We start from the raw sequence: 26,590 nt of genomic DNA on the forward strand, positions 1-26,590 counted from the left end.
TACGATAGAAAAATTCACAACTATTCTATCGTACATGGTTTTCATCTAAATCTGAAATTCTAGTTAATTGCTTTAAATTGTTTTAATAAGCTGATATTTTGCTGTCATATTTTCCTGCAAACCTTTTCTCCAATCAACTCCCTTAGGAAGGAAGGCATCACAAGCCCTTACATCACGGTAGGTTTCTGGATGAATCCCTTTTGGAGCCTTACCACTTTCCACCTCTCTTACCGCTTCTAACAATAGCTGTCTTGCTGCAATAATTGCTAAATCGGCAGTTCCAAGACGTTCTTTTGTACGGTCAGGAAACGGTTTTTCCATGGTCTCCTGCAAAGCATAGTCCTGAGTGTTAATTCCCTCTATTCCGGTAAATGTTTTCGTGCGCTGAACTTCTCGATCAATGAGATAATCATTGGAAGGATTTCGTTTTAATCGATAACCTGGCAGTACATCATCAGGACCTCTTCCAAAGGCAATCTCCTGCTGTAAGGAAAATTCCGGATCTAAAGGAATGGAAGGTTCAGAAGTATATTTAAAATTCCAGACCCACACACTTTCATCATCAATTGGTACCCATATGTGACCGCGAATGGTTGGATATTCCTCTTGGCTGCCATCGTGCCACTTCAACATCTGACCACGCATTTGCTGGGACGGCATGATAAACTGATAGGCACGAATATAGTTGCCATCATCTTTTAAATCGCGGATCCCCGCATAACGAAAACCGTAATCCGTTTTATCCACTTCGAGCTTTGGATTTGTTGCACGGTTGCGTAAGGAATTTTTATCTTGGATATTGTTATTATGAGCAAACGACGAATGGGATGTATCAATTCCGCCTTCAAGAGCTTGCAGCCAATTGCAGCCCTCATAGGTTTTCGACACTTGGAAATGAGTTTCAGGTGCCCTCAACCATTCATAATCCGGAAAGCTTGGCTGTTTTTCTTTAGGTCCCATATAGGTCCAAACGATCCCGTTTTTCTCCCAAGTCGGATAAGATGTCAGATGAACTTTTTGCTTAAAGTTGCTTTCACTCGGTTCATTTGGCATATCTACACATTCACCGTCTCGATTAAACTTCCATCCGTGATATGTGCAGCGAATCCCACATTCTTCATTCCTACCCCAGAATAAATGCGCCCGGCGATGTGGACAATACGCGTCTAAAATCGCTACCTTCCCCTCTGAATCACGGAAAGCAACCAGATCTTCCCCTAATATTCTCAATCTAATTTGCGGACTATCTGGTTTAGGTACCTCTTCTGAAAGAATTGCTGGGACCCAGTATCTTCTGAATACTTCCCCCATTGGTGTTCCTTTGTTCGTTAGACATAGTTTTTCATTATCCTCTTTTTTTAACATAAAGCTCTCTCCTTTTTAAGATTATTTTGAATTTATTGATCATTTATAAGAAAATTATACGATGATAAAAGGGAGTATTATAGGGAGGGTTCTTGCATATGAAACAAAATGAAAAAAATAATCAACCTTTTTAAAAATTATTTATCTGCACCCATAAAAGAAACAGGTTGTTGCGATAGTTTATTTTCTTTTTCAGCGAAAAGGGACAGGTTACACTGTAATCATACGAGGTAGAGATTACTTGCGGGGATAGAGGCTATGCACATGATCAAAAAAGGACAGACTCTCCAAAGGGAGAAGTCTGTCCAAAATCAAAAGAATTCATCCATCAACTGTTTGGACTAGTTGCTTAAGACCAGGGGGCACTAGAAATCTTTTGCATTTTTTTATTTTCTTCAAGTATTTGCACCAGAACATGATTCCTATTTTATTTCGCCTCTACGATATGAGAGGGATTCTTATAATTAAGGTTTGAATGTTGAGGCTCAAAAGTCATGAGCACATTTCCACTGCCCGAAGATTGACCATAGCCATAATAATTACTTTTCTTACTCTCTTCCAGCACACCTAGCAGCGCTGCCAGATGACGGCCACCTGATTCTACACCCGCATTTCTCGCATACTGAGAAAGCATGTTCCTCGCAGATGAAAGGTCATTGTTTTGCAAATACTCTAGGAATTGACGGTCAAGAGCCTGCTCAGATAAGGATGGCATCGCCTCCGGTCCCCTTACAAGGTTATGGGAAAGAGCACCGCTACTGATAAACATGACATGTTTATCGCTTTCCCGTAAAACTTTTCCTATTTGTTGCCCCCAAGCATACGTTTCTTCTAAACTAGCAGCCCATGTCACTGAGAGATCAATGACAGGGATATCTTCTTTTGGAACGAGATAGCGAAGAGGGACGATTGTACCGTAATCCCATACGTATGTTGGATCGTCTACCGCTATGACAGGAAGACCTGTCTCTATCCCTGCGGCTACTAATTGGCTGGCTAGCTCTGTATCTCCGGGATAATAGTAGGGAACATCGGAAATAAGTTCAGGACACTCGAATGCCGTTAAAATCCCCCTGTGTTCAGGCGTAACATCCACAAAATGCTTAAAACTGGACAACCAATGACAAGAAATCATCACGAGCACATCAGGCTTTGCTTCTTCAATGACCTTTGCCACTTGATGCATTCCCTCCACGATCTCGTTCAAAAATTCCGGAGCTTGATCCTCATGACACATGCGAGGTGTATGAGGTGTAAGTATTCCTAGTTCAAGCGTCATTTGCACTTCTCTCCTTTCCATTTACGTTCTATCTGTTTGGCATGTCTGATACAGATATACCCCCGATTCCCCAGTGAGTTTTTGGCACTTCTGATACAAGAATACGAACGTTTTCTTTTGGAGCACCAAGCGTAGTGCTGACGACTTCTGTCACATTATGAATGAGTTCCTTCACTTTCTCTTCGGGTCTTCCTTCCAAAATCTGAATGTTTACAATCGGCATAGCCTAATCACCTCCTCTAACATGAAGAAATGTTCTATTCAGCCATCTTAAAAGACACTTCTCTTAAACCGTCAAGCTTAGCTAGAACCTTATTTCCAGACGCTCAGCGAATGCATCCGTTTTTCAACCCTTGACTTCTTGTTATTTATAGTAACGGGGTGTTGTTCATTATACAACAAACTCATTCTTCTATATGGAACAAAAAAATAAAAATTTTTAAATTATTTAGAATATTGCACTTGTTATGAGGTTTAAGTTAAAATATGTTGTACATCATAAGAGATTAATGTTCTTATATAAGCATCAATTAGAAAGGAGAATGTTTATGGAGACTAAGAACAATCAAGATTACCTGCTTTCTTCAGTAAAAAATGCTCTTCGTCTATTACGAAGCTTTTCGATAGATGAACCTGAGAAAAAGGTAACTGACTTGGCTTCTTCATTGGGTCTGGGCAAAAGCACAGTTAGTCGTTTATTAGCGACTCTCGCAAGTGAAGGGTTTGTGTATAAAGACCCTGAGACGCAAAAATATCGTTTAGGTCTCACCATTCTTAATTTAAATACCATAGTCACTTCAAACCTTGAAATTAACCGTGAATCACAACCTGTTCTCCAAAAGCTGGTCAATGAGGTTGGAGAAACAGCTCATATTGCTGTATTGGAAAATATGGGTGTTGTTTATTTAAATAGGGTAGAGTGCAAACATCCCGTACAAATTTTATCTCATATCGGAAGAAGAAACCCTCTTCACTGTACGAGTTCAGGAAAAGTGATCCTTGCCCACCAGAAGGAGGAAATAATTGAACAATTCTTCGAAGAAGGCCTTCAAAAATATACGATGAATACAATAGCCGATCCTGATGACCTTCGCAACATATTAAAAACTGTCAAGGAACAAAGATATGCGGTAAGTGTTGAGGAACTTCGCGAAGGAGTTGCATCGGTTGCTGCCCCAATATGGGATTACACCGGAAAAGTCATGTATGCTGTAAGTGTTGTTGGACCTGTCCATCGTATGAATCCTCATAACCCTGCACTCATTAATAAAGTGAAAAGTGCGGCTAAAGAAATATCTGAGAGGCTGGGTTACAGGAAACATTAATTTATTCAATAGAGAAAAAGGAGCGTGATTACTTTGTTTGATATGCATACTCACTTCATTCCGCCAGATGTCTTGCTTTGGCTTAAGGATAACCAGAATTTGGTTCAAGCAAGATGGGAGAAAAAATCACCAGATCAAGCTGACTTTCTTACAGTAAATAATAAATGGGGATTTGAGCTCAAAGAGTCATTTATCAATCCTGGATTATATCTGCAGGAACAAGAAAAAGCGGGCGTTTCTCATTCCCTTGTCTCACCTATTCCCCAGCTTTTTATGTATGATTTTCCTGAATATATTACAAGTGAGCTTTCAACAGTCTACAATCGTTCACTAAGCAATTGGATTCATGACAACAGTGAGCGATTATCGGCACTAGCTACCATTCCATTAAACAATCCTGTCCATGCAGCAAACGAATTAAAGCATGCGATGAATTTAGGATTAAAAGGAGCCATAATTGGGCCAGGGCTATCAAATGTCATGTTAACAGACGAATTTTTCACTCCATTTTGGGAGGAAGCCAATTATCAAAAAGCCATCATTTTTATTCATCCTCTGCTTTGTGAGGATCCGCGACTTCAGAAAAGGATGATGCCTAATCTAATTGGGGTACCGTGGGAAACAACCATTTGTGCTGCAGATTTATTGTTAAGTGGTATGCTGGACAAATATCCAAATGTAAGAATTTTGCTAGCTCATGGCGGCGGCTTACTTCCCTACCAGATTGGGCGTTTAAATAAAGGTTATGAAAAATGGATAGGGGTTTCCTCTTCATTGCAAGCTCCTCCAGAAGAGTACTTGCGCCGCTTTTGGTTTGATAACGTACTTTGGAACAATACAAGCTTGAATTTTCTCGTAGAAATGGTTGGATCCGATAGAGTGGTTCCTGGATCGGATTTTCCTTTCGACCTATGTGCTTGGCCTCCTATAGCAAATAATGAGAGTGGAGTTAAATCTCTCCTATCTATCTAAAGGAGTTATAGTAGAACGACAAGTAGTCAAGGCTTTATGAAAGCGCTTGACTGCTTGTGTATCACTTCTATAAATTAATTACCTCTGCCACACAAAGTTGACAGAGGCGGTTATTGCCCTTGAAGATTTCATCTTTCCAAGCTGATATAAATAAAATTTGTCCCTTTTGAACATTTGCTCCGATTTCAACTGCCAGAGCAGCGTATTTCTCTAATTTTTCATGAAAAGTTCTCATATCGTTTCCCCTTTGTATTGAATTTCTTGCAAATACAGATGGAAAATTACCTACTATTCTTAGACGGAATAATATGAATTTGGTTTCTTCTTTCATCAAAAGAGTTCACACATCCTCATCGAATACCTTTTGTCTACAATCTGAGCCTAGCTTTTTAAGCTAGGTTATTTATGTATCTGCAGTATTTATTAAAATCATATCAATTTTAAAAATCTATTTCTCCAGTCCTCTGCAAGAGCATCAACCGTCAATATTTTTTCAACGGATGTTTTATCTTGTTGTTGATGAAAAAGAATTTGTGTAGCAAAGGAAACGGAAATTTCTTTTGAGTGTTTTTCAATAAGAGTGATTTCCGAATCGAAATTAATCGTCCCCTCTTCCAATACCCGAAAAAAGTAACCAGTTAGGGATGTTTCAACCACTTTCTTTAAAAATTGATTCTCCTGATTATATTTGGAGATAGTTGCACAAGGTACTCTCCCTTGTGTTACTTGAACAATGGTTTCCCCTATTTTAAATATATCGCCAATACAAACTTGTTCTTCCACCATTCCTGTTGCAGTAATATTTTCCCCAAAGGCAGGTAGAATTAGCTTTTTTTGAAATATCTCTTCCCAATAAGAGTAATGCTCAAATGCATATAAACATACCGCACGATCTGGTCCGCCGTGAAACTTGTGGTTTTGAACATCATCACCTACAAAGCCAGATTTTTTCAGCTCAACAGCTTGTACAGATGACTTTCCGATTGCGGAAAGTTCTTTTTTATTGTTCCAATTAAATTCCTTCGGTTTTCCAACAGCTAAATTAATAATTTTTCGATTCAATTTGAATTTACCTCACTTTTACCAAACTCTTTATTTCATATGCAAATCCCCACCTAGTCGAGCAACCTGCAATTGTTAGATGCAACTATTATGTCCAAGCGTCTTTTAAAAGCTTTATACCTAATTGTATTTCCTCACAAGTAAGATTACTGAATCCGAGCTTAATTATTGCCCCGTCAGAATGATTTTTTATGAAATAGATGGAGGTAGGATACACCTTAACCCCATTAATAGAAGCCCGCTCAATTAACCATTCTTCTGTACGATTCAGATGTACCTTAACTAATACGTACAAACCAGACTGTTCCCCAATAATGGATATATTTTGTTTGAAGTGTTTTTTTAATTCAGAAACGATGCACTGCATTTTTCGCTTATACACAAGTCGCATTCGTTTAATATGGCGACTCCATTCCCCCTCTTCCATAAATTTAGCCATTGTAAGCTGACTAAGAAGGGAAGTGGTACTCTCGAAATGGGTAAATCGGTGTTTATAATGCTTTAAAAGGATCTGTGGCAGCACCATATAACTTAGACGGATTCCTGGAAGAAATGACTTTGAGAAATTCCCTAGGTAAATAACTTTTGTTGAATCAATAGAAGCAAGTGCTGGGAATGGCTGCTGCGTATATCGAAATTCACTATCATAATCGTCTTCGATAATATATCCATGATTCTTGTTCGCCCAATGAATAAGCATTTGCCTTTGTTGAATAGACATGCTTACTCCTATTGGACTTTGATGGGAGGGCGTGACATAGATTAGCCTTGAATTCATTTGTTCTAATTTAGAAAAATCAGCACCAGATTCATAAACGGGTAAAGTTTCAAGCGTGAAACGATGAAATTGAAAAGCTTCCCTTGCTCCATCATAACCTGGGTCCTCTACAATAATGCTAGTGAAATCCTCCTTCAGGATTTGCCCGAGATAAATCAACATTTGTTGGGTACTACTGCCGATTATGATTGCATTTGGATTTGCTTTCACCCCACGGGATTGCAGTAAATATGCGGAGATTTGTTCACGCAGGCACAGTTCACCAAAGGGTTCCCCATATCGAAAGCTTCCCTGTAATGTTAGCACCTGATTTGAGATTCTCCTCCAAACTTTCAGGGGAAAATTGGTTTGATCTACGGCTCCTGCCCGGAAATCAATTAGGATTGGTGTCACCGGCTTTGTTTGCTTTTTATTGGGAAAAATTAAATCATCTTGAACTATAAGTGGATCTAATTCATTTACAAAATACCCTTTTCGACCTTCTCCACGGATATAACCTTCAGCTACAAGCTGCTCATATGCCATTAATGTGGTATTACGACTTACTTGAAGTGAGTCTGCTAGACCGCGAATGGAGGGCAGTGGGTCACCAGCCGGTATGTCGCCACGCTCAATAAATAATTTAAACTGCTCGTAAATTTGTTTGTATTTGGGCAAGTCATCCTTAAAAGCAAAAATGGTTTCTTTCATTTACATTACACCTTTGACATGTTCTTTTATTCATAATTGTACCTTTTTATATGTCAGTTGGCATTATAAAATATCTTATACAGTACCGCCAATTACTGGCCAAATGAAGGAGGAGCTAATCATGTATATTCCTAAAGATTTTAAACTAGATGACGAAGAAATCATTAATGATTTTATCGAAAAATACAGCTTTGCCACTTTATTTTCTCAGCACAACGGAGAACCATACGCTACCCATCTTCCACTTACATTAAATAAAGATGAGCGTGCCTTATATGGTCATTTTGCCCGCCAAAATGACCAGTGGAAGGATATTGAAAACCAACAAGTTCTCGTTGTTTTCCAAGGTCCTCACTGTTATATTTCACCTTCTTGGTACGAAACAAAAAAGGCAGTACCTACTTGGAATTATGTGTCTATTCATATATATGGAAAGATGGAGATGGTCGAGGAACCAAAAGTAATATTTGATTCTTTAAATGACATGGTAAAAAAATATGAAAGACCAGATAGCTTATACAATTTAAAGGATGTAGATTCACAATTTATCGAAGGAATGAGCAAAGGGATTGTCGCATTCAAAATAAACATCTCAAAAATTGAAGCAAAAGCTAAATTAAGTCAAAATCATCCCGCCGAACGGCAGGAGTTAATTATTAATCAACTAGAAAGAACTTCCCAACAAGATAATATACAAGTGGCATCCCTTATGAAGAAAAATCTACAAAAATAAAAGTTTTTTTCATCTGTTTTGTAGCGCTAACTTGCCTTATTGAGCAGGATTGTCATAAGAAATTTTGTTTTTATCTTTCGACATTTTTCCGCAATCTAGGAAGGGTAAAAAAATACATTTGAGAGTAGAATCATATAAAGTTTATTGATTTTATTGACTTTTATTGTCATTACCGTTGTTAGAAAGGATGGAAATTTTTGGTAAGTAGAGATTTTGTCAAATCTTGACCTTTTTTTTAGCTTTATTCAATTTCATTTTATTTGTAAAATAAAAAAAAGTTAGAAAACATTTATAGAAATACCTAAATGCAATTGGATTTATTAGAGAAGTGCACGAACCAAAAAGTTAGAATGAAATAAAGGAGATAGAACAAAATGTACAAGTATACAATCTATGTAACGCATAATGGCAAAGTCTATCAAACCAACGTAATAGCTACCAAAAACCAAACAGAAGAAGAAGTTTATCGTATAGCACAAGAACAAGTTCTTAAACAATGGGCAAATTAAATACGGGATCTTGGGATTAAAATGGAACTTCCACTTGAAAAGTAGATTTTGGATTGCTTCCTTTACTAGAAATCTAGCTGCCAATGGTGGCTTTTTTTGTTTAACAAAAGGACGGGTTAGTGAAAGGGAAGAAAAAAAGTGCCTTCTTTTAAATACAAATAAATAAAGGTCATTTAAGATGGATAAATACCTACTATTCTTAGACGGAATAATTTGAATTTGGTTTCTTCTTTCATCAAAAGAGTTCACACATCTTTTATTCAAGGGGTCTAATGAAAATAGCCCCTCTCACCATTTGAGAGGGGTTTTATCTATGGTAAAAAAACATTAAATAGAATTCAAAAAGGATTGAATAAATGGGATAGCAGCACCTACAGGTACCCCATTAACGGATGAACGGCTTATGTGAATAAAAGGCTCGCTGCTCGGAAATGCAGATTTTTCATTAATTTTTTCATGAAGAATGTCAATGTCTTCTTCTATTAAGTATGGAGATAGATGTCCACCTAGTATAAATTCTCTGTTAAGGACAAGATGGATATTGTTGATTGAAAATGCCAATTGATCTAAAAAGGAATTCCACCTCTCAGCATATGAAGGGATACCCATACGAACCTGTTGGAAGAAAAAATCTAATGACTCATCTTCATCCAGAAGGGCATTAATAGAGCTATACGTTTCCATGCATCCTTTTTTTCCGCAGTAGCAGGAAGGCCCGTTAGGATTAATCGTCATATGCTCGATTGTTCCGCTATGTCCTTGTTTTCCCATATAAATTTGATCATTGATAATAATGGCTCCGCCAAGATGGGGACCAATCGAGAGATATACAGCATCTCCAATATCATTTCTTACCCACAACTCCGTTGTTGCTGCACACTTTGCATCATGTAAAAACCTACAAGGATAATGGAGAAATTGGGTAAAAACCCCAATCTCTAATCCTGTTGGGATTAATATTTTTCCATACGTTATTTTTTCACCGTCATTTGATGTCAATCCTTGTACAGCAAAACCAATCCCAAGAATTTGATCCTCTTCCACATGAAGAGATGTGATGAAAGACTGTACAGCATAGCTTAGCTCTTTATAATACCTCTCCACATTGGAATAATCCATCGCAAGTCTCTGATGTTGAAAAGCATGGCCGCGTAAATCAATGGCTATAATTTGGACGGTCCTTTTCTGTATTTCTATTCCAATGCTGATACGAGCCTGAGGACATATTGCATAAGCGGTGGCACGCCTGCCTACCGAAGATTCAAACTGCCCACTCTTCTCAATCAATTTTTCTTTTTCCAAGCGAACGAGATTTTGGGTCACAGTTGGTAAACTTAAATTTAGTTGGTTCGCAATTTCTTGTTTAGAAAGTTTCTGATTTTGATATATGAGATGATAAATCGAGGAATAATTACCTCTTTTTATATCTTTAAATGTGATGCTATTTTCCATGTTATACCTCATTTTGCAAAATGATTTTATAAAAAACATTTTTTAAATTCAATTTAAATATACCACACAAATTCATACAATCACAACTTTGTCATGAAGTGTCTGCCATTTTAATATTTTGTCCTTATTGACTTCGTTAAGAAAACGTTTTATTATGTAAATACATTTTATAAAACGACTTTATAAAATTCATTTCACAAAAAAAGAAATGGGGAAAAAACATGGGTATTATTGAAAAAATGAGACTGGACGGGAAGAAAATTTTTGTCACTGGTGGTGCAAGGGGAATTGGAAAAAGTGTTGCGACCGCTTTTGCTGAAGCAGGAGCAGATATAGCCATCGTTGACCTCGATATCGAGGAAGCAAGCAAAACAGCAAGAGAACTAGAAGAAAATAATGGGATTCAATCCATTGCCATCAAGGCAGATGTTACAAACCCAGAAGATGTAAATGCCATGATCGAAAAAGTACTGGATGCTTTCGGCCGTTTAGATGTTGCCTTCTGTAATGCCGGAATCTGTATGAATGTTCCAGCAGAGGAAATGACGTATGAACAGTGGAAGAAAGTAATTGATATTAATCTCTCCGGCGTTTTTCTAACAGCGCAGGCAGCTGGTAAAGTCATGTTAAAACAAGGCGGCGGTTCTATTATTAATACGGCATCGATGTCAGGGCATATTGTGAATGTGCCACAACCGCAAAGCTCCTACAATGCCTCAAAAGCCGGGGTCATCCAGTTGACTAAATCCCTCGCGGTGGAATGGGCGACAAGAAATGTCCGCGTCAATTCTATTAGTCCTGGATATATTGGAACCGAACTGACATTAAATTCTCCGAGCTTACAGCCATTGATTCAACAGTGGAATGAAATGGCACCGCTTCACAGAATGGGAAGACCGGAAGAACTTCAGTCCATCTGTGTCTATCTTGCAGGAGATACTAGCAGCTTCACAACGGGATCTGACTTTGTCATCGATGGTGCCTTTACTTGTATTTAATAGACTAAAAGATTCTTAGGAGGAGTAACTATGAAGTACTTACTAGGTACAGATATCGGAACATCCGGCACCAAAACCATCCTAATGGACACAGAAGGCAATTTGATTGCTCAAGATTTACAAGAATACGATGTTTTGACCCCAAAGCCTTTATGGGCAGAGCAGTGGCCAGATGTATGGCTTGATGCAGCAAGAACATCCATTAGAAACACGGTACATAAGTCAGGAATTCCAGCGGAGAACATAAAGGGTATCGCTATTAGCGGTCTATACGGGGGTTCAGGAATTCCCTTGGACGAAAACATGGAACCGGTTAGGCCATGCATGATTTGGATGGATCGAAGAGCAGAAGACGAAACAAAATGGGTAATCGATACGATCGGAGAAGAAAAACTACTCGACATTACCCATAATGGGGCCGACCCTTATTATGGCTTTACCAAAATGTTATGGATGAAAAATCATGAACCGGAAAATTGGAATAAAACCAAGCTTTTTCTTCCGCCAAATGATTATGTCATTTATAAGCTGACTGGAGAAATTGCTATTGATTATTCTTCTGCAGGAAATATCGGCGGGATTTTTGATATGAATAACAGAACCTGGTCCAAAGAGTTGATGAATGCGATGGGCATTCCGCTGTCGATGATGCCAGAAAAGATCGTAGAATCAACTGATAGTGTAGGTGGATTGACAAAAGAAGCCGCAGCCGAGTTGGGACTTTCTGAAGGAATGCCAGTGATCGCCAGTGGCATTGACTGTGGTGCTGCCAATATCGGTCTCGGTGTATTTGAATCTGGGATTTATGCAGCAGCCATTGGAACTTCTATGTGCGCGGCCTTCATTTCCGATAAACCAGTGAAAGGAAAAGATTTGATTGTCTGGCCCTACTTATTTGATGCCAAAAGACTTTCCTATAATTTTGCTGGTGGAGCGACAGCTGGAGCGATTGTGAAATGGTTCCGTCAAACGATGTGCCAATATGAATTGGAAGCAGAGAAAGCGGGCGGGAAAAATGCCTATGATCTATTGAATGAACAAGCTGCAGAAATTCCAGTTGGAAGCGATGGGTTGATTGTCCTTCCATACTTTATGGGAGAAAGAAGTCCAATTTGGGATTCCGATGCAAAAGGGACAATCGTGGGACTTTCATTGGCGCATACCAAAGCGCATATTTATCGTGCCTTTCTGGAAGCGGTTGCGTTCTCTTTACGGGATGCAATGGAAGCGACAGGAGAAGACCTTGGAGAATATATCCTGCTGGCCGGCGGAGTCACCAAATCAAAATTGTGGAGACAAATCTTCGCCGATGTCACGGGTTATCCAGTGGTCTGTCCTATTCATGATGTAGAAGCGAATATGGGTGATGTCATGCTGGCTGGAATTGGCACAGGTCTTCTCTCTTATGAAGATGTGAAGAAATGGCAGGTTCTCGACCAGAAGATCATGCCTAATAAGGGGAATCATCAGAAATATACTGAGTATTACCAAGTTTATAAATCTATCTATCAAAATTTAAAAGCTGATATGAAAACGTTGACAAGGCTTTCTGCAAGATAATTTGAGCATAAGCAAATAAAGGATGGTTGATGCAGATGAATAGATGGAAGAAAAGAATTGGATACGGGGCTGGCGACTTCGCCTGCAACCTCGTATTTAGTACGATGGCGTCTTATTTGTTGTTTTTTTATACCGATGTCTTTGGAATCACTGCAACCGTTGCCGGTACTTTAATGTTAGTAACCAAAATCATCGATGCTTTTGCCGATACGGGGATGGGATTATTGGTCGATCGGACTCGTACAAGATGGGGACAAGGAAGACCTTACTTCATAATCGGAGCAATTCCGTTTGCTGTTTTTACCATCATGACCTTTATTGTTCCGGATTTCAGTATGTCCGGAAAGATTCTCTGGGCTTATATCACTTATTGCTTGTTAAACATTGCCTATACAGTGGTCAATATCCCATTAAATACCATTGTACCAAGGTTAACGTCTGATAACCATGAGCGGAACTGGTTAGTATCGACAAGGATGATTTGTGCATTAATTGGAACCGCTTTAGTTATGACGATTACAACGCCGCTTGTCACTTTCTTTGGTCAAGGTGATACCCAAAAAGGCTATTTGATTACAATGACCATTTATGGCATCGCCGCGGTGTTCGTGTTTGTATTTACCTTTATGAACACCAAAGAGGTGGTTCCGCCTACTGTTCAACCTGGGAAGTCCTCTTTTAAAGACGATTTTAAGGGATTGACCGGCCCGGCTGTTATTTTCTTTATCTTGAACTTTCTCTATTTTGGTCTTTTTGTCATTCGAAATACAACCGTGATCTACTATTTCACCTATAATCTGGGACGTACGGATTGGCTGACGTTTGTCGGACTATTCGGCATTCTCTCTGGACTGCCAATGCTGCTGCTCTTGCCTTGGCTTCAAAAGAAAATGCCGAAGAAAAATGTATTGCTTTTAAGTACGGTCATTTATATTGTCGGAGATTTAGTGATTTATTTCGGAAAGTCATCACCTGTCTTACTGATTGCCGGTTTGACGATTACCGGCCTGGGGATTTATGGAATCTTCGGAACTACCTTTGCGATTCAGCCAGATGTTATTGATTATTCCGAGTACAAAAACAACAGAAGTATTGCAGGGATGATTGCAGCCTTTCAAGGTTTTTCTGTTAAGGTAAGCTTGGGACTTGGGAGTGCACTCGTTGGAGTGATTTTGAAAATGGGCGGCTATGTTCCCAATACCACACAAACTGCCAAAGCTTTATCCTATATCGAAATCAGTTTTATCTGGGTGCCACTCGCCATTTGTTTACTGATTGGAATTACGATATGGTTCTATAAACTTGACGATAAACGGGCCGAAATGGATGTAGAACTCGACCGCCGACGTGCATTGGTAAACCAAAAGGTTGAAAGCCACAATGCCGTAAACCTCTAATAAATTGGAGCCTTTCTGAATAGAGAGGCTCTTTTCTTATGTTCCATCTATGTTTTATTCTTCCTCTATGTGCCTGAACACCACAGGAGGCAGGTGAACAAGTTTGACAAAAAAATTAAATATACCTAATATAATTATTAATCTCTTTATTTAAATAGGAAGCAGGTGTTTGCATGCAGTATAGTATTGGTGTTGAATATGGCCTGCATTGCCTTGTTTATTTAATTGATATTCCTCCAGATTCAAGCATAGGAATAAAGGATCTTTCTGCCTTTCAAGGCATTTCAGAGACATATCTCTCAAAAATTTTTGCTAAATTAGCCAAGGCAGGTATCGTAAATTCAGTACCTGGGGTTAAGGGCGGCTATAGATTAGCGAGGTCCCCAGAAGAAATTTCTTTTTGGGATGTAATCGAAGCAATTGAAGGGAAAAAGCCCATTTTTCAATGTAAAAATATAAAAGATAATGGCCTTCTGGTTCGAGATAACCAAAACTCCAGCTGCTGCTCCGAAACTTCCGCCTGCACCATTAACCTAGTTATGCTTGAGGCAGAAGAAAATATGCGAAATTTCTTACGTAAAAAGACCCTTTCATGGCTGAATGAAGAGCTGGATCATGTTTTATCGAAACAAACACGTCAAGATACACGTGAATATTTTGAGAAGAGTAACAGTTAATCAAGACACCCCTTTCCCCTCTATCCCGCAAGTTAAGGGGGTCTTTACCCAATTACCCATAAATTTCAAAAAATACAGCTCCAAAAACAAACATTCTATCCCGATTCATTTCCCCTACTAAAACCAAATTCTCTTATCTTATGATAATCCCTATATTACAAATCGAGCGCTAATCCCCTTTTGAGGTTAGCGCTCGATTAATGTATAGACATAAAAATTCTATTTTGCCGCAGTTGCGAAATTCCCCATTGAAATCGAGATTCGATTCCAACTATTAATTTGATTGATCAAAATAACAAGATCTACATAATCCTTTTCACTAAAATGAGCACGAACTCGATCATAAAGCTCATCGGGTACTCGCTTAGTTGGTATTAACGTCACATGTTCAGTTAATTCTAATGCTGCTTTTTCAGCATCCGTGTAGAAGTCACAATCTTCCCATGCGCTTACGCAGTATAAACGCTGTTCCGTTTCACCCATTTTTCGAGCATCAGCGGTATGCATATTAATACAATAAGCACAGCCATTAATTTGAGAAGCACGGATTTTAATTAGTTCACGGAGCTTACGGTCTAGTCCACTAGTTTTCGTATACTTCTCCATTTCCATCATGATTTTAAGTGCTTCAGGTGCTATATCATAGTAATTAATACGTAGTTCCATTTCTATTCCCCCTACAATTATAGATACAGTTAATCNNGATTAACTGTATCTATAATTTACACCTTTAATTAGCTTTTGTCAATTCGAGATTATTGGTTCTCCATAGAATAGGACTTTAAAAATTTAGCCTAGATATACGGTCCACATGGAAGGTTCCTTAAAGTGATAATGGACCACGCTATCGAGATTGGCGGGTTATTGCTTATTATTTATGTGGTCGAAAGATGGTGGAAAAGTAAGCACTAGATTATCCGTAAAAATAAATAACCCGGAGTTTTCTCCGAGCATTCAGTAGTATTAATATTCATCTATAGCTAAAACAGCTAGTGCATAGACACCATATTCACTTCTCTAAACAGTTCTAGTTCCTTTGCCAAGGCTTCTCTCATTTTCTCTCCACACCTTTGACTACACAAACGAAAAATTCCACCATTGGATTTAGCCTCCGAACCTTGGACCACAACAATCATAGGAACACTTGTATTACGAGAAAGAAGTGCAGCATCTATCCACTAAAAGTGGTATTATAATGGCTAGTGAAATGTATAGGAGGGTTATCTTGAAAAAGCTTGTAAAAGTTGTTGCTGCTATTATTGAAAATGAACAGCAAGAAATTCTATGTGCGCTAAGATCTCCAGAAATGTCTATTCCAAATATGTGGGAGTTTCCTGGTGGTAAAGTGGAAGCAAATGAGGACATTTATTCAGCGCTAAAAAGGGAAATCGATGAAGAGCTGGGATGTAAGATTGAGACATTTAATGAAGTTTTTAATGACAACACCCATGAATACGAAACATTTATTATCAACTTGATATCAATTAAATGTAGAGTTGTTGAGGGAACACCGTTGCCAAGTGAGCATTCAAAGTTAATTTGGTTAAAACGAGAAAACTTAGATTCACTAAAATGGGCACCGGCGGATGTTCCAGCTGTTGAACAATTAATCCAAGAAAAATAGTCTTCTCGAAATGAGAAGACTACACTTTTTTTGTAAACTCAGTATATAAAGATGCCGGGACTTCATTTTCTAATTCCATGATGACAGTAATTGGCTTATCTCCTTCGAAGGAAATAGAATTCCCTTTCCCAATGTAAATATACGGTTCAGTTTTTCCATCGATCTCTCTATATTTTCGAATAAATAAGTGGAGATTTACGCCGCGCTGCTTATTAAAGATTATATTCTTGCCTCTTTCAGACTGCTGGGTAGTACTATTCACCGACTGCCATTGGAACTCATAAGGGCTAATGAATTTATCCTTGTAGTTAATACTTTCCTTTACATCCTCTTCTTTGTGTAAGTCAATGAAAAGGAAATACTCGTTCCCATTTGCAAGTAAACCGGAGCCCCTGAAAGAACTATGGATTTTCCGATAATTCGATAGTAAAGCAGCGTCTACCATTTGATATTGTTCATAAAGTTTAAAGTGAGGGACTCCGTAATATACACCTTTGAATTCTTTCTCGTAACGGAAAATTCCATAGGTGATGATATCTTCAATATAATTCTTGAATTCTTCATTTTCTAATACCTCTTTAAAAAGAGGTGTTTTAACTAATTTGCCATTGCTATAGTGCACTAACCTTGGTTTATTTTTAATCTGTACACTATCATAGTAATTTTGATTTAAGCACTCAAATGCATGCAAAATACTATCATCATCCACGTAATTGATCATCTTTAGAATTTGATACTTAGCTGTCTCCAGATCAATTTCTTCGTGCTCTGACAAATACCGAATGATGACAAACTCATATATCCTCTTTAGTGGAAGTTTACTTGATAACTCCTTCAATACACCCTCAAGCGATTCGTTCAGTAACAGACTTTTTAAATGCTCGTCCTTCTCTACTTTCGCAACAAAGGATAGATATGTTTTCTCACGATCAATAAATTTCACAGGATCGGGTGCTCCATCGTATTTCAGATAATCCAACAGCAAATAAGGAATTCTCCCTTGATTAAGCTTCTTAAATTCGAAATACTCTTCCTTCAAATACTTCATTGAATTAAAGTTTTCTTTATCAATCTGAGCCAGAATCCTTTCCTCAGAGATCTTATCCATTTGGATATGAGTACACCCAGGTATATTGGCAAATCCAGTTGCAACTGCTACTTTCAAACTTTCTTTATCATAATAACGACTCCCATTTAACGCCAACGCAATCAGAAATGTTTTATTGTGGTTTCCGATAAAATCAAGAACTGTCAGGAATTCCTTATTACCATGCCTTCGTAATCCCCTACCAAGCTGTTGAATAAAGACAATGGGAGAGTTTGTTGGTCTTAACATTAATACAGTATTAACAGAAGGAATATCGACACCCTCATTAAAGATATCCACGGTAAAAATAAATTCTAACTCATCATTGTCAGTCTCTAATCGATTAATATATCTCTCACGGGTTTCAGGTGAATCAGCACCATACAGACACACACTTTTATAGCCCCGTTTATTAAATTCACTAGCCATATACTGAGCATGTTCTATGCTGACACAGAATCCTAGGCCTTTTCTTTTGTCACCATCATGACCATAGAAATCCATCTTTTCGATGATAAAATCAACCCGTTCATTGACCTTCAACCTCTTGGTAATTTCGGGGATATCATCAATATCCACATCACTTAAATCGATGCCTTCGATATCGGTGATGCCAAAATAGTGAAAAGGTATCACCAACTCATCCTCTAATGCTTCGTGCAGCCGCACCTCTAAAGCTACATTATTATCAAACAAATCAAAAACATTGTAACCATCACTGCGTTCAGGAGTTGCTGTCATCCCTAAAGTAAACTTTGGCTCAAAATAGCTTAAGACAGTTTGATAAGTTGGACTGGTGGCATGATGGGCCTCATCAATGATTAAATAATCGAATTCATCTTTTCCAAATTCCTCATAGCATTTTGAAATGGTTTGGATCGTTGCAAACACATAATCTACATGTTTCTGTTTGTGATTACCTGTAAGTAATCCAAAGGTGATACCATCATTAGGAAGAAGCATCTCAAAAGTATCTTTTGCTTTTTTTAATATTTCTTCTCTATGTACGATGAACAGGAGTTTTCTTGATTTAAAACGCTTTACATCAAATGCGGACATATAGGTTTTACCTGTTCCGGTTGCTGCTATGACCAAGGCCTTTTTCTCGCCGAAGCTTCTAAGTCTCTCCAAATTCTCTGTAGCACGCTTTTGCATTCGATTTGGAACAATATATTGTTTGTTTTCATAAATCAATTGGTGAGTTCTTTGTGTTTGCTTAAAGCTCGCCAAAAATTCTTCATATCGCTTAATAAAATCCTGATCAGCATCCTCACTCATATTCCAGAGATTATCATATTCCTTCAAAACATCTTGAATAAACCGACCATTTTCTTTCGTAATAATCTCGACATTCCATTCAATATTACTTTTTAGTGCACTTTGTGTAATATTAGATGAGCCAATAATGACCTTATAACTATCACGGTACTCAAATATGTATGCCTTGGTATGGAAACCAATCTCTTTATCAGTAACAAACACCTTCAACTCAACGTTATTAAACTCTTTGAGTTTTTCTAAAGCCTTAGCATCTGTGAAGTTTAGATAGGTCGAAGTGATAATCTTCCCTTTGATTCCTTTTTTCTCTGCTTCCATTAACGGATCCAGCAGCAGCTGCAGCCCACTAAAATTAATGAACGCGACACTAAAATAAAACCGCTCGCACTCGTTCATCGATTTCACTAATTCTCTTAATAAATTGCCTTTATCTGAATTAACAATAAGTTTCTTTTCAGTCGCTTCCATTTCAATTTCCCCTGATTTTTCTGATATTGTTATTTATTGGATATACCAAAATTGTACAATATAATTGGGGAAATAAAAAGATCATCTATTTTTTATTGGGAATCCCTGTGGTGCTGCTGTATTCATCAATCTTCACCTACCGTTAGGTCAAATTCAAATCCACATGAAATATCTCTTCCGGCAGAAAACCATTTTGGTGATCTCCTTTGCTTTGGTGAGCAATTCTGACTTTCATAAAAGGAATCAATTTCTTCTACGGTATATAAGGAATCATTTAACCATGGATTTTCCTCTATACATGGATGAAAAGATTCTTGTTGTTGTTTTTTATTTTCTTTTTATTTTCTTCTTCTTCTTGTCCCCGTATCGTATCACGAGGCGTCAACGTATCGTCATGTTCCCCGCAGTCAGTAACTTGATATGTATTCTTTTCATTTTGATCGCTATGTTCCTTACTGAACCCCCTCTCTTCTTGATAACAAAATGATTCAAATAGGCTGCGAATTTCCTGATTTTGAATGGATTCCGAAACATAGCGAATAAGTGAAAGATCCTCCACATCCTTTAACTCAGAAAAAATACAGTCCATCACCGGTTTCCCGCCTTTCACCAGGTTATCCTTCCACCAGTTTTTCATTGCCAGTTCTCTCGTATCAGGATTGTACCGTATAAACTTGTGGTGCTCGATGAATCGTTCCATTAACGAATGTACAATCTCAATCGAATAGCCCAAATCAAAAGCCATTTGTTTTTTCGTAATTTTATAGATGCCAGTTTGAGTCGTATTTTGATTCGTAAGAAGATAAAGATAAAAATATTTGTCCTCAGGGGTCATCTCTTCTACAACAATCGGATTCTTCCAAAAATCTGTAGGAACCATTCTAAACCTTGCCATCTCTAACCACTACCTTTCGTATTTCATAATTGATAAAGAAATAAATATAGGAAAGTGCCATATGTGAATATCCCCACCCTCAGTACTTCTACGATATCGAGTTTGGCAAGATCAAGCGAACTTCCTTTTTTCACTTTTGAAGGCATTTTTAGCGTGAAACATCATAAAAAGCCTTCAAAAAATGATTTTTGAAGGCTTTTTTTGCAATTTCGTTAAAATTTTACCCATTTTTTTTGTAAAGTTGCTATTTTTTCTATGTGCTTGAAACTCATTTGGAATCCAGCATTTGATTGAAATTTTTTTGTAATAACTCGACTCGGTGTAGTACCATTTGCTGATTTTTATGAAGCTTCTAGGATTTTGTCCTCATTTACTATATTTACCAAAATTGGAATAATAGTAGAGTATCACTTTTTCAAAGGGGGAGTTTCATGTTTCGTCGTAAATCGATTATCTCAGTTCTCGCAGCAAGCATGCTTCTATCATCAGGGGTGGTGTATGCCCAGGCAAATAGTGCCCAAAATGCACAATCAGACACAGCTTTTGACAACAAGGTTATCAAAAAAATCAGTTCAGAGAATATGTACAATACGATAAAGTATCTTTCGGCAGTACCAAGGGAAGCGGGTACCGAGGGAGAGGTTCGCGGGGTTGAGTACATAGAAAGCCAGTTTAAGAGCTTAGGACTCGAAACTAAAAGAATACCTTTCCCAATCTATGATTATAAGACAAACCATGAAGCAGCGAAAATTAACGATACGGAAATTGCTGCACATGCCTTTAGCGGCAGTTATAGTGGTACTATCACTGCAGAGCTTTTTGATGCAGGTAAAGCTTTACCAGGAACAGTTAGTGATGAGGTAAAGGGAAAAATTGCCTTAGTAGAACGTGGTGAAAATACCTTCGTGGATAAGATTCAGAATGTTTTGGATAAAGGCGCAGTTGGGGTTCTTATGTACAATAGCACCGGAACCAGTAATGTCTTTGGACAAGCTGCTGAGGGACAAAATATCCCAGCTGTCGGAATTACAAGAGCACAAGGCTTAGATTTAGTAAAAAAATTAAACAATGGTGAAAAAGTTAGTGCAACCCTAGACGTCGATATCCAAAAAATCGAAAAAACATCCTATGTAGTTGAAGCTAAATTAAAGCCTAAAAAGAACAAAGATACCGGTCAAATTGTCACAATAGGTTCACACCATGACTCCGTTCCGAATGGACCAGGTGCAAATGACGATGCTTCCGGAGTCTCAGCGGTATTGGAGCTAGCAAGAATTTTTGTGAATACACCGATTGATACAGAAGTCCGCTTCCTTACCTTCGGTTCGGAAGAAAGAGGGATGGTGGGCTCATCATTCTACGTTTCGCAGCTTCCACAAAGTGATATAGACCGCATGGTTGCCCACTTCCAAATGGATATGATTGGCGGAGCAGAAGCAGGAGAAGATCATCCATTAGGCGGGCTGATCATGTATACCATTGATGGTAAGAAGAATCTGGTTACCGACTTAGGAGCGTCATCCACATCGAGATTGTATGATGTTGCAATACCGTATGGACAGTTAGGAAGAAGTGACCATCAGCCATTCCATGACGTTGGCATTCCTTCTGCTTTATTTATTCATTCACCTGTTGAACCTCAGTATCACAAGCCAACAGATACGATTGAGCATATCAGCAAGGAAAAGCTGCAACAAGCTGCATCCATCGTTGGAGCATCAGCCTATCAAATTGTTCGCCCAGATACACCAGCTCTTGATCGAGCACATGTGGCTCCTGCAACAGTTGACTACGATTTTGAAAACAGACCAGTAGATTAATAAAAAAATAGAAAAAACGCTTGAATCAAAAGATTCAAGCGTTTTTTTCTATGGGCATAAAACACCTTCCAGATTTTCATCCAAGATTTCTTAATTGAAATTTTTTACATTGAGGCGTATTCTATTAAAGTTCGCTTTTTATAGAAAAATAGATGTTAGGCTCAATAATCTAAGGTCTATGAGCCAGCAGTTAGTTCTATTAAACTGAGGGAGAAGAGATCTAATGAAATTAAAATGGTTTTTAATGATGGCAGGCTTAATTATAATTTGGAGTGTTTCTTGGCCAATTTATAAAGTTGCATTAGTCTATACACCTCCTTTGCTTTTTGCCGGGATGAGGTGTTTGTTTGGCGGCGTACTCCTAGGTGCTGTCATTTGGAAAACACGTGACCGGATCCATTGGCGAAAGAATTGGAAAATATATGTCGTCACCGGCACTTTAAATATCGCTTTGTTCTATGGGCTGCAAACCGTGGGGCTTAAATTAGTACCATCAGGCTTATTCTCAGTCATTGTCTATTTTCAACCTATTTTAGTTGGTCTGCTTGCATGGCTATGGTTAGGCGAATCGATGACCCTCCCTAAGGTATTGGGACTTATTCTAGGGTTCCTTGGAGTCATTTCTGTAAGCGCAGAAGGATTTTCCGGCCATGTTTCCATTTTAGGTATTATACTCGGCATATTATCCGCGCTTTCCTGGGCATTAGGTACAGTGTACACCAAAAAAAATTCTTACTCGGTTGATTCTCTTTGGATGGTGGCATTCCAGTGTTTAATTGGGGGATGTGTTCTGATGATAGCCGGACTTTCGTCTGAGAATTGGTCCAGTATTGTTTGGAATGATACATTTATTTGGGGGCTTTCCTTTGGTACGATTCTAGGGATTGCGTTATCATGGATTCTCTACGTTATACTTGTGAAAACAGGAGATGCCAGTGTTGTCGCAACATTTACATTCTTGGTTCCAATGCTCGCAGTTATCATCGGTACTGTATTATTAAATGAACCCTTTACGAAACTTTTATTCCTAGGAATTGTCCTGATCGTGGCCAGTATCTATCTTGTAAATAAGAAGCAAAAGCAGGCGTCGGAACAGATTGTCATTCAAGGGAAAATGGGAGTTTAATGCTTATAAAGAAGATACATTCACTTTTTAGTCAATAATAAAAGGATAGTGGAGCAGAATAAATGCTCTATCTATCCTTTTTTTGTACATTTCATGTAACAATCTTCCAGACATGACAAACCAAGGTCAAATCAGATATTCCTTCAAATCCTATATTGTTGCACATCATCTTTATTAAAAAATCTCATGTTCCTTCGTTTTCATGTTACCACCTCGAATAGGACCGCTACTCCAATTCCCCCACCACTTCCAATGGCAGCCAATACATATTTCATACCCTTTCGTCTTTGAACTTCATAGAAAAGCCTCGTGATTATGATACTTCCTGAAGCTCCATAAGGATGTCCTAGCGTTAAAGCTCCACCGCAAACGTTCAACTTGTCATAAGCAATGGAAAGTTCTTTTATACAGGCGACAATCTTGGAAGAGAAAGCTTCGTTTATTTCAATTAGGTTTATGTCCGCAATGGTTAATTCGTTTCTTTTTAATAAATCTTGAATCGCTGGAATAGGGGCAGCCCCTGGGTAATTAGGATGTACACCTGTGACTTCACTATCCAAAAATCGTAATATGGGTTGGAATCCATTATTTAATGCCATGTTTTCTTCCATGACAAGTACAGCCGATGCCCCGTCATGTATCCCACAACTGTTGGCTGCGGTAACGGTACCGATCTTTTTAAATATAGGCTTCGCCCTATTTAAAAGTACTTCCATCTTTCTTTGCCTAAAAAGTTCTTCATCTTGGTGAAAATCACCAATTTGAATGATCTCTTGATTAAAATATCCTTTATCATAAGCTTCCCAGCTACGTTTATAACTTAATAAAGCATATTCATCCTGCATTTCCTTTGAAATGGCGTATTTTTCTGCCACATATTCTGCTGCAACGCCCATATCTGGGTCGCCAATTTTTTTAGGAGAAAATCTCGCTCTAGATGGAAACGGAGAGGTACTCGTACTTTCTACACCACCAGCAATGTAACAACGGCCAGCACCGCCTTGGACAAAGTAACATGCCATCCGAATTGCTTCCAACCCTGCACTACATTGACGGTCAATGGTGATTCCCGTTAATGAAAGAGGAAGTCCTCCTTCTAACGCAGCAACTCGAGCTACGTTTCCACCTGGTCCAACTACATTTCCCAAAATGATGTCATCTATCCTATCTTCCAATCCTTTCGCTAAATGTTGGAGGAGAGGAGCCGCAAGCTTATGTGGCTGAATGTCTCGTAACATTCCACCCATTTTTCCAATTGGTGTTCGTTTCGCTTTGACAATTACTGCCCTTTTAATCACTGCTCACCTTACTTTCCATTTGTTTTATAAGCTCAGCACGAGCTATCTTACCACTCGTTGTATAAGGCATTTCAGATAGAAAAAACCATTTACGAGGAATTTTAAAGGAAGATAAATGCATCTTACAAACTTTTTTTAAATCTGATGGGCTAGCCTTTCCTTTTACTACTGCAGCCACAATTTGACCCCAGTATGAATCTGATAGGCCTATTACAGCAACTTCCTCGACATCTTGATGCAAGGCAATTACTTTTTCAATTTCTTCAGGAAAAATATTAATTCCCCCATATAAAATCATATTTTGTTCACGGCCGATAATATATAAAAAGCCATCCTCGTCAAAATAGCCCATATCATGGACCGTGGCCCACCCCTCTTCATCATGAATGGAATGAATGGTACTTCCCTCATAATCAAAGTACCCATTTATCACAAATTTGCTTCTCACATATATTTTTCCGGTCTCATTTAGCTTTGCTAATTTCTGATCTGGACGCCGTATTTGTACCTCAACTCCATAACAAGGCTTTCCGACAGATGTTGCTTTCTGAATACCTTCTCTATCAGAAAGTACCGTAATGAAGCTCAATTCACTAGCTCCATAAAACTCGTACATGGTCATACTAGGAAACATATGACGGATTTCAAGTTTTGATCTTTCAGACCATTTTGCACCAGAAGAAAGAATTTTTATAGTCTTATCGATTTGGATTCCTTTTTTCAGGAATGCTTCTACCATAGTCGGAACTACATAAATGGTTGTAATGGGTAAGGACTGTATCCATGTAAGTGCTTCAATAGGAGAAAACTTTTCTAAAAGAAATACCGTTCCACCTAAATACAAGGTGCTAATAGCTCCATACAGAAAATGAGAATGAATTAGGGCACCAGGAATAAGAACTTGATCGGATTCATCTAATCCGAAATCAAAACGATTGCAAGCAAAGCTAGCCACCCATGAATCTTGAGAGCGAACAAAAGCTTTTGGGTTACCTGTTGTACCAGAAGTAAATCCAATGTAAAAAGGCAGACTTTCTTCTGTTTTTCTTACAGTTGCAGGATCAAATTGAGGGATTTCCTGTAAACAATCATCCAAAATCGTTACATTAGGAATGATTTGCTTGATTTGAGAGTAAATTTCTCTAGTTGTGACAACGATAGAAGGGCGGGAAAGGATGACCCTTTTTTCTAATTCGGATATATTCCATTTCAAATCATATGGAACAGCAATCCAGCCAGCCTTAGATGCTCCTGCAAAGAGTTGTAGGAAAGGGATACCGTTTGGCAAAAGGATTCCTATTGTTTTATTTTCTGAATGAAGTGAGTGAAGCCAGTTCGCTGTTTGATTAATCAATTTATACCAATATTGATAACTAATTTGCTGATGATTTGTATGGATCGCTATTCGGTTGGGGGATAATTTTGCGAAAGTCTTATATGAATCTGTAATATTTCCCATGATATATCTCCTTTAAAAAAGAGACACATCAAGGTGTCTCTTAAGATTTAGATATTTTTAGTTAAGTTATTAGAATAACTTGTTGCTAATGAGCGTGAAAAAAACGGGTGCTTTCTTAGTCTGTAAACTAAAATAGAAGCTAAAATAGCTTTTAACACATCCCCTGGTATATAAATTAAACTTAATTTAACAGCTTCTAAAACAGGAATTTCCATCATAAATGCTTGCGCAGGAATTCCAATTAAATAGATTAATAGAATTCCAACTGTCAAATTAATCATTAAAACATGTTGTAATTTTAAATTTTGAAAACGTGATAGTAAATACCCAATACAAAAAGCCGTAATTGGCCATGAAATTAAATAACCAACACTTGGTCCGACAAATACACTTAGTCCACCTCGTCCTCCAGATAGAAGAGGCATTCCAGCAGCAACAAGTAATAAAAAGATGGTTTGGCTCATCGCCCCTAATCTTGCTCCCAATACTCCTCCTGTAAGAAGCACACCTAAAGTTTGTAATGTAATAGGAACAGGAGTAAAAGAAAGCATAATAGGCGGAACTACGCCTAGAGCGCCCATGACGGCAGCAAACACTGCAACAGAGGTCATTTCTTTAATTTTCATTTTTAATTCTCCCAAATGATGAATTTGTAATATTTACAACCATCATAATAATGAATCTCACATTAAATGTCAACTAGATTTTTATTGCAGTTAACAATGGAACTTCATTATT

At 38.1% G+C, this 26,590-nt stretch carries 24 protein-coding genes and 1 pseudogene; 12 read left to right on the forward strand and 13 right to left on the reverse strand.

The genetic code is table 11. From position 1 onward, the window contains the following. Window positions 1-72: 72 nt before the first annotated feature. Complete coding sequence (locus tag COJ96_RS22225) at window positions 73-1,365, reverse strand: Rieske 2Fe-2S domain-containing protein (protein ID WP_098575966.1); 1,293 nt, start codon at window positions 1,363-1,365, stop codon at window positions 73-75. A gap of 237 nt (window positions 1,366-1,602) precedes the next feature. Here COJ96_RS22225 and COJ96_RS28305 point away from each other — a divergent pair. Beyond that, window positions 1,603-1,718: pseudogene (locus COJ96_RS28305) on the forward strand (IS6 family transposase); the annotation flags it as partial. A 74-nt stretch (window positions 1,719-1,792) separates the two neighbouring features. Here the strand turns inward: COJ96_RS28305 and COJ96_RS22230 are convergent. Beyond that, on the reverse strand, window positions 1,793-2,644 hold the full coding sequence (locus tag COJ96_RS22230) for a DODA-type extradiol aromatic ring-opening family dioxygenase (RefSeq protein ID WP_098575967.1): 852 nt from the start codon (window positions 2,642-2,644) through the stop codon (window positions 1,793-1,795). A 28-nt stretch (window positions 2,645-2,672) separates the two neighbouring features. Continuing rightward, window positions 2,673-2,867 (reverse strand): 4-oxalocrotonate tautomerase, encoded by a 195-nt coding sequence (locus COJ96_RS22235; protein ID WP_098575968.1) that lies wholly within the window; start codon window positions 2,865-2,867, stop codon window positions 2,673-2,675. Window positions 2,868-3,186: 319 nt separating this feature from the next. On the opposite strand from COJ96_RS22235, the gene COJ96_RS22240 reads away from it, so the two are divergent. Both COJ96_RS22240 and COJ96_RS22245 read left to right on the forward strand, forming a co-directional pair. Beyond that, the gene (locus COJ96_RS22240; RefSeq protein ID WP_098575969.1) at window positions 3,187-3,969 is read left to right on the forward strand and encodes an IclR family transcriptional regulator; all 783 of its coding nucleotides are present in this window, start codon (window positions 3,187-3,189) and stop codon (window positions 3,967-3,969) included. Window positions 3,970-4,002: 33 nt separating this feature from the next. Next, the gene (locus COJ96_RS22245) at window positions 4,003-4,941 is read left to right on the forward strand and encodes an amidohydrolase family protein (RefSeq protein ID WP_098575970.1); all 939 of its coding nucleotides are present in this window, start codon (window positions 4,003-4,005) and stop codon (window positions 4,939-4,941) included. Between the two features lie 67 nt (window positions 4,942-5,008). Here COJ96_RS22245 and COJ96_RS29500 read toward each other — a convergent pair whose 3' ends face one another. From COJ96_RS29500 to pdxR, 3 genes are all read right to left on the reverse strand, one after another. Continuing rightward, entirely contained in the window at window positions 5,009-5,275 is a 267-nt protein-coding gene (locus COJ96_RS29500) for a hypothetical protein (RefSeq protein ID WP_306460611.1), read from the reverse strand. Window positions 5,276-5,370: 95 nt separating this feature from the next. Then, the gene (locus COJ96_RS22250) at window positions 5,371-6,003 is read right to left on the reverse strand and encodes an MOSC domain-containing protein (RefSeq protein ID WP_098575971.1); all 633 of its coding nucleotides are present in this window, start codon (window positions 6,001-6,003) and stop codon (window positions 5,371-5,373) included. Window positions 6,004-6,091: 88 nt separating this feature from the next. Continuing rightward, the gene (gene pdxR / locus COJ96_RS22255) at window positions 6,092-7,471 is read right to left on the reverse strand and encodes a MocR-like pyridoxine biosynthesis transcription factor PdxR (protein WP_098575972.1); all 1,380 of its coding nucleotides are present in this window, start codon (window positions 7,469-7,471) and stop codon (window positions 6,092-6,094) included. A 121-nt stretch (window positions 7,472-7,592) separates the two neighbouring features. On the opposite strand from pdxR, the gene COJ96_RS22260 reads away from it, so the two are divergent. After that, the gene (locus tag COJ96_RS22260; RefSeq protein WP_098575973.1) at window positions 7,593-8,204 is read left to right on the forward strand and encodes an FMN-binding negative transcriptional regulator; all 612 of its coding nucleotides are present in this window, start codon (window positions 7,593-7,595) and stop codon (window positions 8,202-8,204) included. Window positions 8,205-8,578: 374 nt separating this feature from the next. Beyond that, entirely contained in the window at window positions 8,579-8,713 is a 135-nt protein-coding gene (locus COJ96_RS22265) for a BA3454 family stress response protein (RefSeq protein ID WP_098575974.1), read from the forward strand. A 327-nt stretch (window positions 8,714-9,040) separates the two neighbouring features. On the opposite strand, the gene COJ96_RS22270 is transcribed toward COJ96_RS22265, so the two are convergent. Further along, window positions 9,041-10,165, reverse strand: coding sequence for an ROK family transcriptional regulator (locus COJ96_RS22270; RefSeq protein WP_098575975.1), 1,125 nt, complete (start codon window positions 10,163-10,165; stop codon window positions 9,041-9,043). Between the two features lie 221 nt (window positions 10,166-10,386). Between COJ96_RS22270 and COJ96_RS22275 the strand changes: the two genes are divergently transcribed. From COJ96_RS22275 to COJ96_RS22290, 4 genes are all read left to right on the forward strand, one after another. After that, complete coding sequence (locus COJ96_RS22275) at window positions 10,387-11,163, forward strand: SDR family oxidoreductase (RefSeq protein WP_098575976.1); 777 nt, start codon at window positions 10,387-10,389, stop codon at window positions 11,161-11,163. A 30-nt stretch (window positions 11,164-11,193) separates the two neighbouring features. Further along, window positions 11,194-12,723, forward strand: coding sequence for an FGGY-family carbohydrate kinase (locus COJ96_RS22280; protein WP_098575977.1), 1,530 nt, complete (start codon window positions 11,194-11,196; stop codon window positions 12,721-12,723). A 35-nt stretch (window positions 12,724-12,758) separates the two neighbouring features. Then, on the forward strand, window positions 12,759-14,120 hold the full coding sequence (locus COJ96_RS22285) for an MFS transporter (RefSeq protein ID WP_098575978.1): 1,362 nt from the start codon (window positions 12,759-12,761) through the stop codon (window positions 14,118-14,120). A gap of 173 nt (window positions 14,121-14,293) precedes the next feature. Then, window positions 14,294-14,797, forward strand: coding sequence for an RrF2 family transcriptional regulator (locus COJ96_RS22290; protein ID WP_098575979.1), 504 nt, complete (start codon window positions 14,294-14,296; stop codon window positions 14,795-14,797). A 219-nt stretch (window positions 14,798-15,016) separates the two neighbouring features. Here COJ96_RS22290 and COJ96_RS22295 read toward each other — a convergent pair whose 3' ends face one another. Next, a complete protein-coding gene (locus COJ96_RS22295; protein WP_098575980.1) occupies window positions 15,017-15,463 on the reverse strand; it encodes a carboxymuconolactone decarboxylase family protein in 447 nt (148 codons plus the stop codon). A gap of 559 nt (window positions 15,464-16,022) precedes the next feature. Between COJ96_RS22295 and COJ96_RS22300 the strand changes: the two genes are divergently transcribed. Next, window positions 16,023-16,421: a (deoxy)nucleoside triphosphate pyrophosphohydrolase gene (locus COJ96_RS22300; RefSeq protein WP_098575981.1), complete on the forward strand. Its 399-nt coding sequence runs from the start codon at window positions 16,023-16,025 to the stop codon at window positions 16,419-16,421. A gap of 19 nt (window positions 16,422-16,440) precedes the next feature. Here the strand turns inward: COJ96_RS22300 and COJ96_RS22305 are convergent, their stop codons facing one another. Both COJ96_RS22305 and COJ96_RS22310 read right to left on the reverse strand, forming a co-directional pair. Continuing rightward, entirely contained in the window at window positions 16,441-19,254 is a 2,814-nt protein-coding gene (locus COJ96_RS22305) for a DEAD/DEAH box helicase (protein ID WP_098575982.1), read from the reverse strand. Window positions 19,255-19,546: 292 nt separating this feature from the next. After that, complete coding sequence (locus COJ96_RS22310; RefSeq protein WP_257148596.1) at window positions 19,547-20,149, reverse strand: hypothetical protein; 603 nt, start codon at window positions 20,147-20,149, stop codon at window positions 19,547-19,549. A gap of 431 nt (window positions 20,150-20,580) precedes the next feature. Here COJ96_RS22310 and COJ96_RS22315 point away from each other — a divergent pair, with 431 nt between their 5' ends. Both COJ96_RS22315 and COJ96_RS22320 read left to right on the forward strand, forming a co-directional pair. Beyond that, on the forward strand, window positions 20,581-21,969 hold the full coding sequence (locus COJ96_RS22315; protein WP_098575983.1) for a M28 family peptidase: 1,389 nt from the start codon (window positions 20,581-20,583) through the stop codon (window positions 21,967-21,969). A gap of 223 nt (window positions 21,970-22,192) precedes the next feature. Beyond that, window positions 22,193-23,095 carry a DMT family transporter gene (locus tag COJ96_RS22320; RefSeq protein ID WP_098575984.1) on the forward strand — a complete coding sequence of 301 codons (903 nt, stop codon included), beginning with the start codon at window positions 22,193-22,195 and terminating at the stop codon, window positions 23,093-23,095. 200 nt (window positions 23,096-23,295) lie between these two features. On the opposite strand, the gene COJ96_RS22325 is transcribed toward COJ96_RS22320, so the two are convergent. Genes COJ96_RS22325 through COJ96_RS22335 form a run of 3 tightly spaced genes read right to left on the reverse strand, consistent with a single transcriptional unit; the run spans window position 23,296 to window position 26,478 of the window. Continuing rightward, the gene (locus COJ96_RS22325) at window positions 23,296-24,390 is read right to left on the reverse strand and encodes an acetyl-CoA C-acyltransferase (RefSeq protein WP_098576159.1); all 1,095 of its coding nucleotides are present in this window, start codon (window positions 24,388-24,390) and stop codon (window positions 23,296-23,298) included. Further along, window positions 24,386-25,852: an AMP-binding protein gene (locus COJ96_RS22330; protein WP_098575985.1), complete on the reverse strand. Its 1,467-nt coding sequence runs from the start codon at window positions 25,850-25,852 to the stop codon at window positions 24,386-24,388. Before COJ96_RS22330 ends, COJ96_RS22325 begins: the two co-directional genes overlap by 5 nt. 47 nt (window positions 25,853-25,899) lie before the next feature. Beyond that, window positions 25,900-26,478, reverse strand: coding sequence for a biotin transporter BioY (locus COJ96_RS22335; protein WP_098575986.1), 579 nt, complete (start codon window positions 26,476-26,478; stop codon window positions 25,900-25,902). Window positions 26,479-26,590 lie beyond the last annotated feature (112 nt).

Source organism: Bacillus sp. AFS073361 (genome assembly GCF_002567005.1).
Lineage (GTDB): Bacteria > Bacillota > Bacilli > Bacillales > Cytobacillaceae > Neobacillus.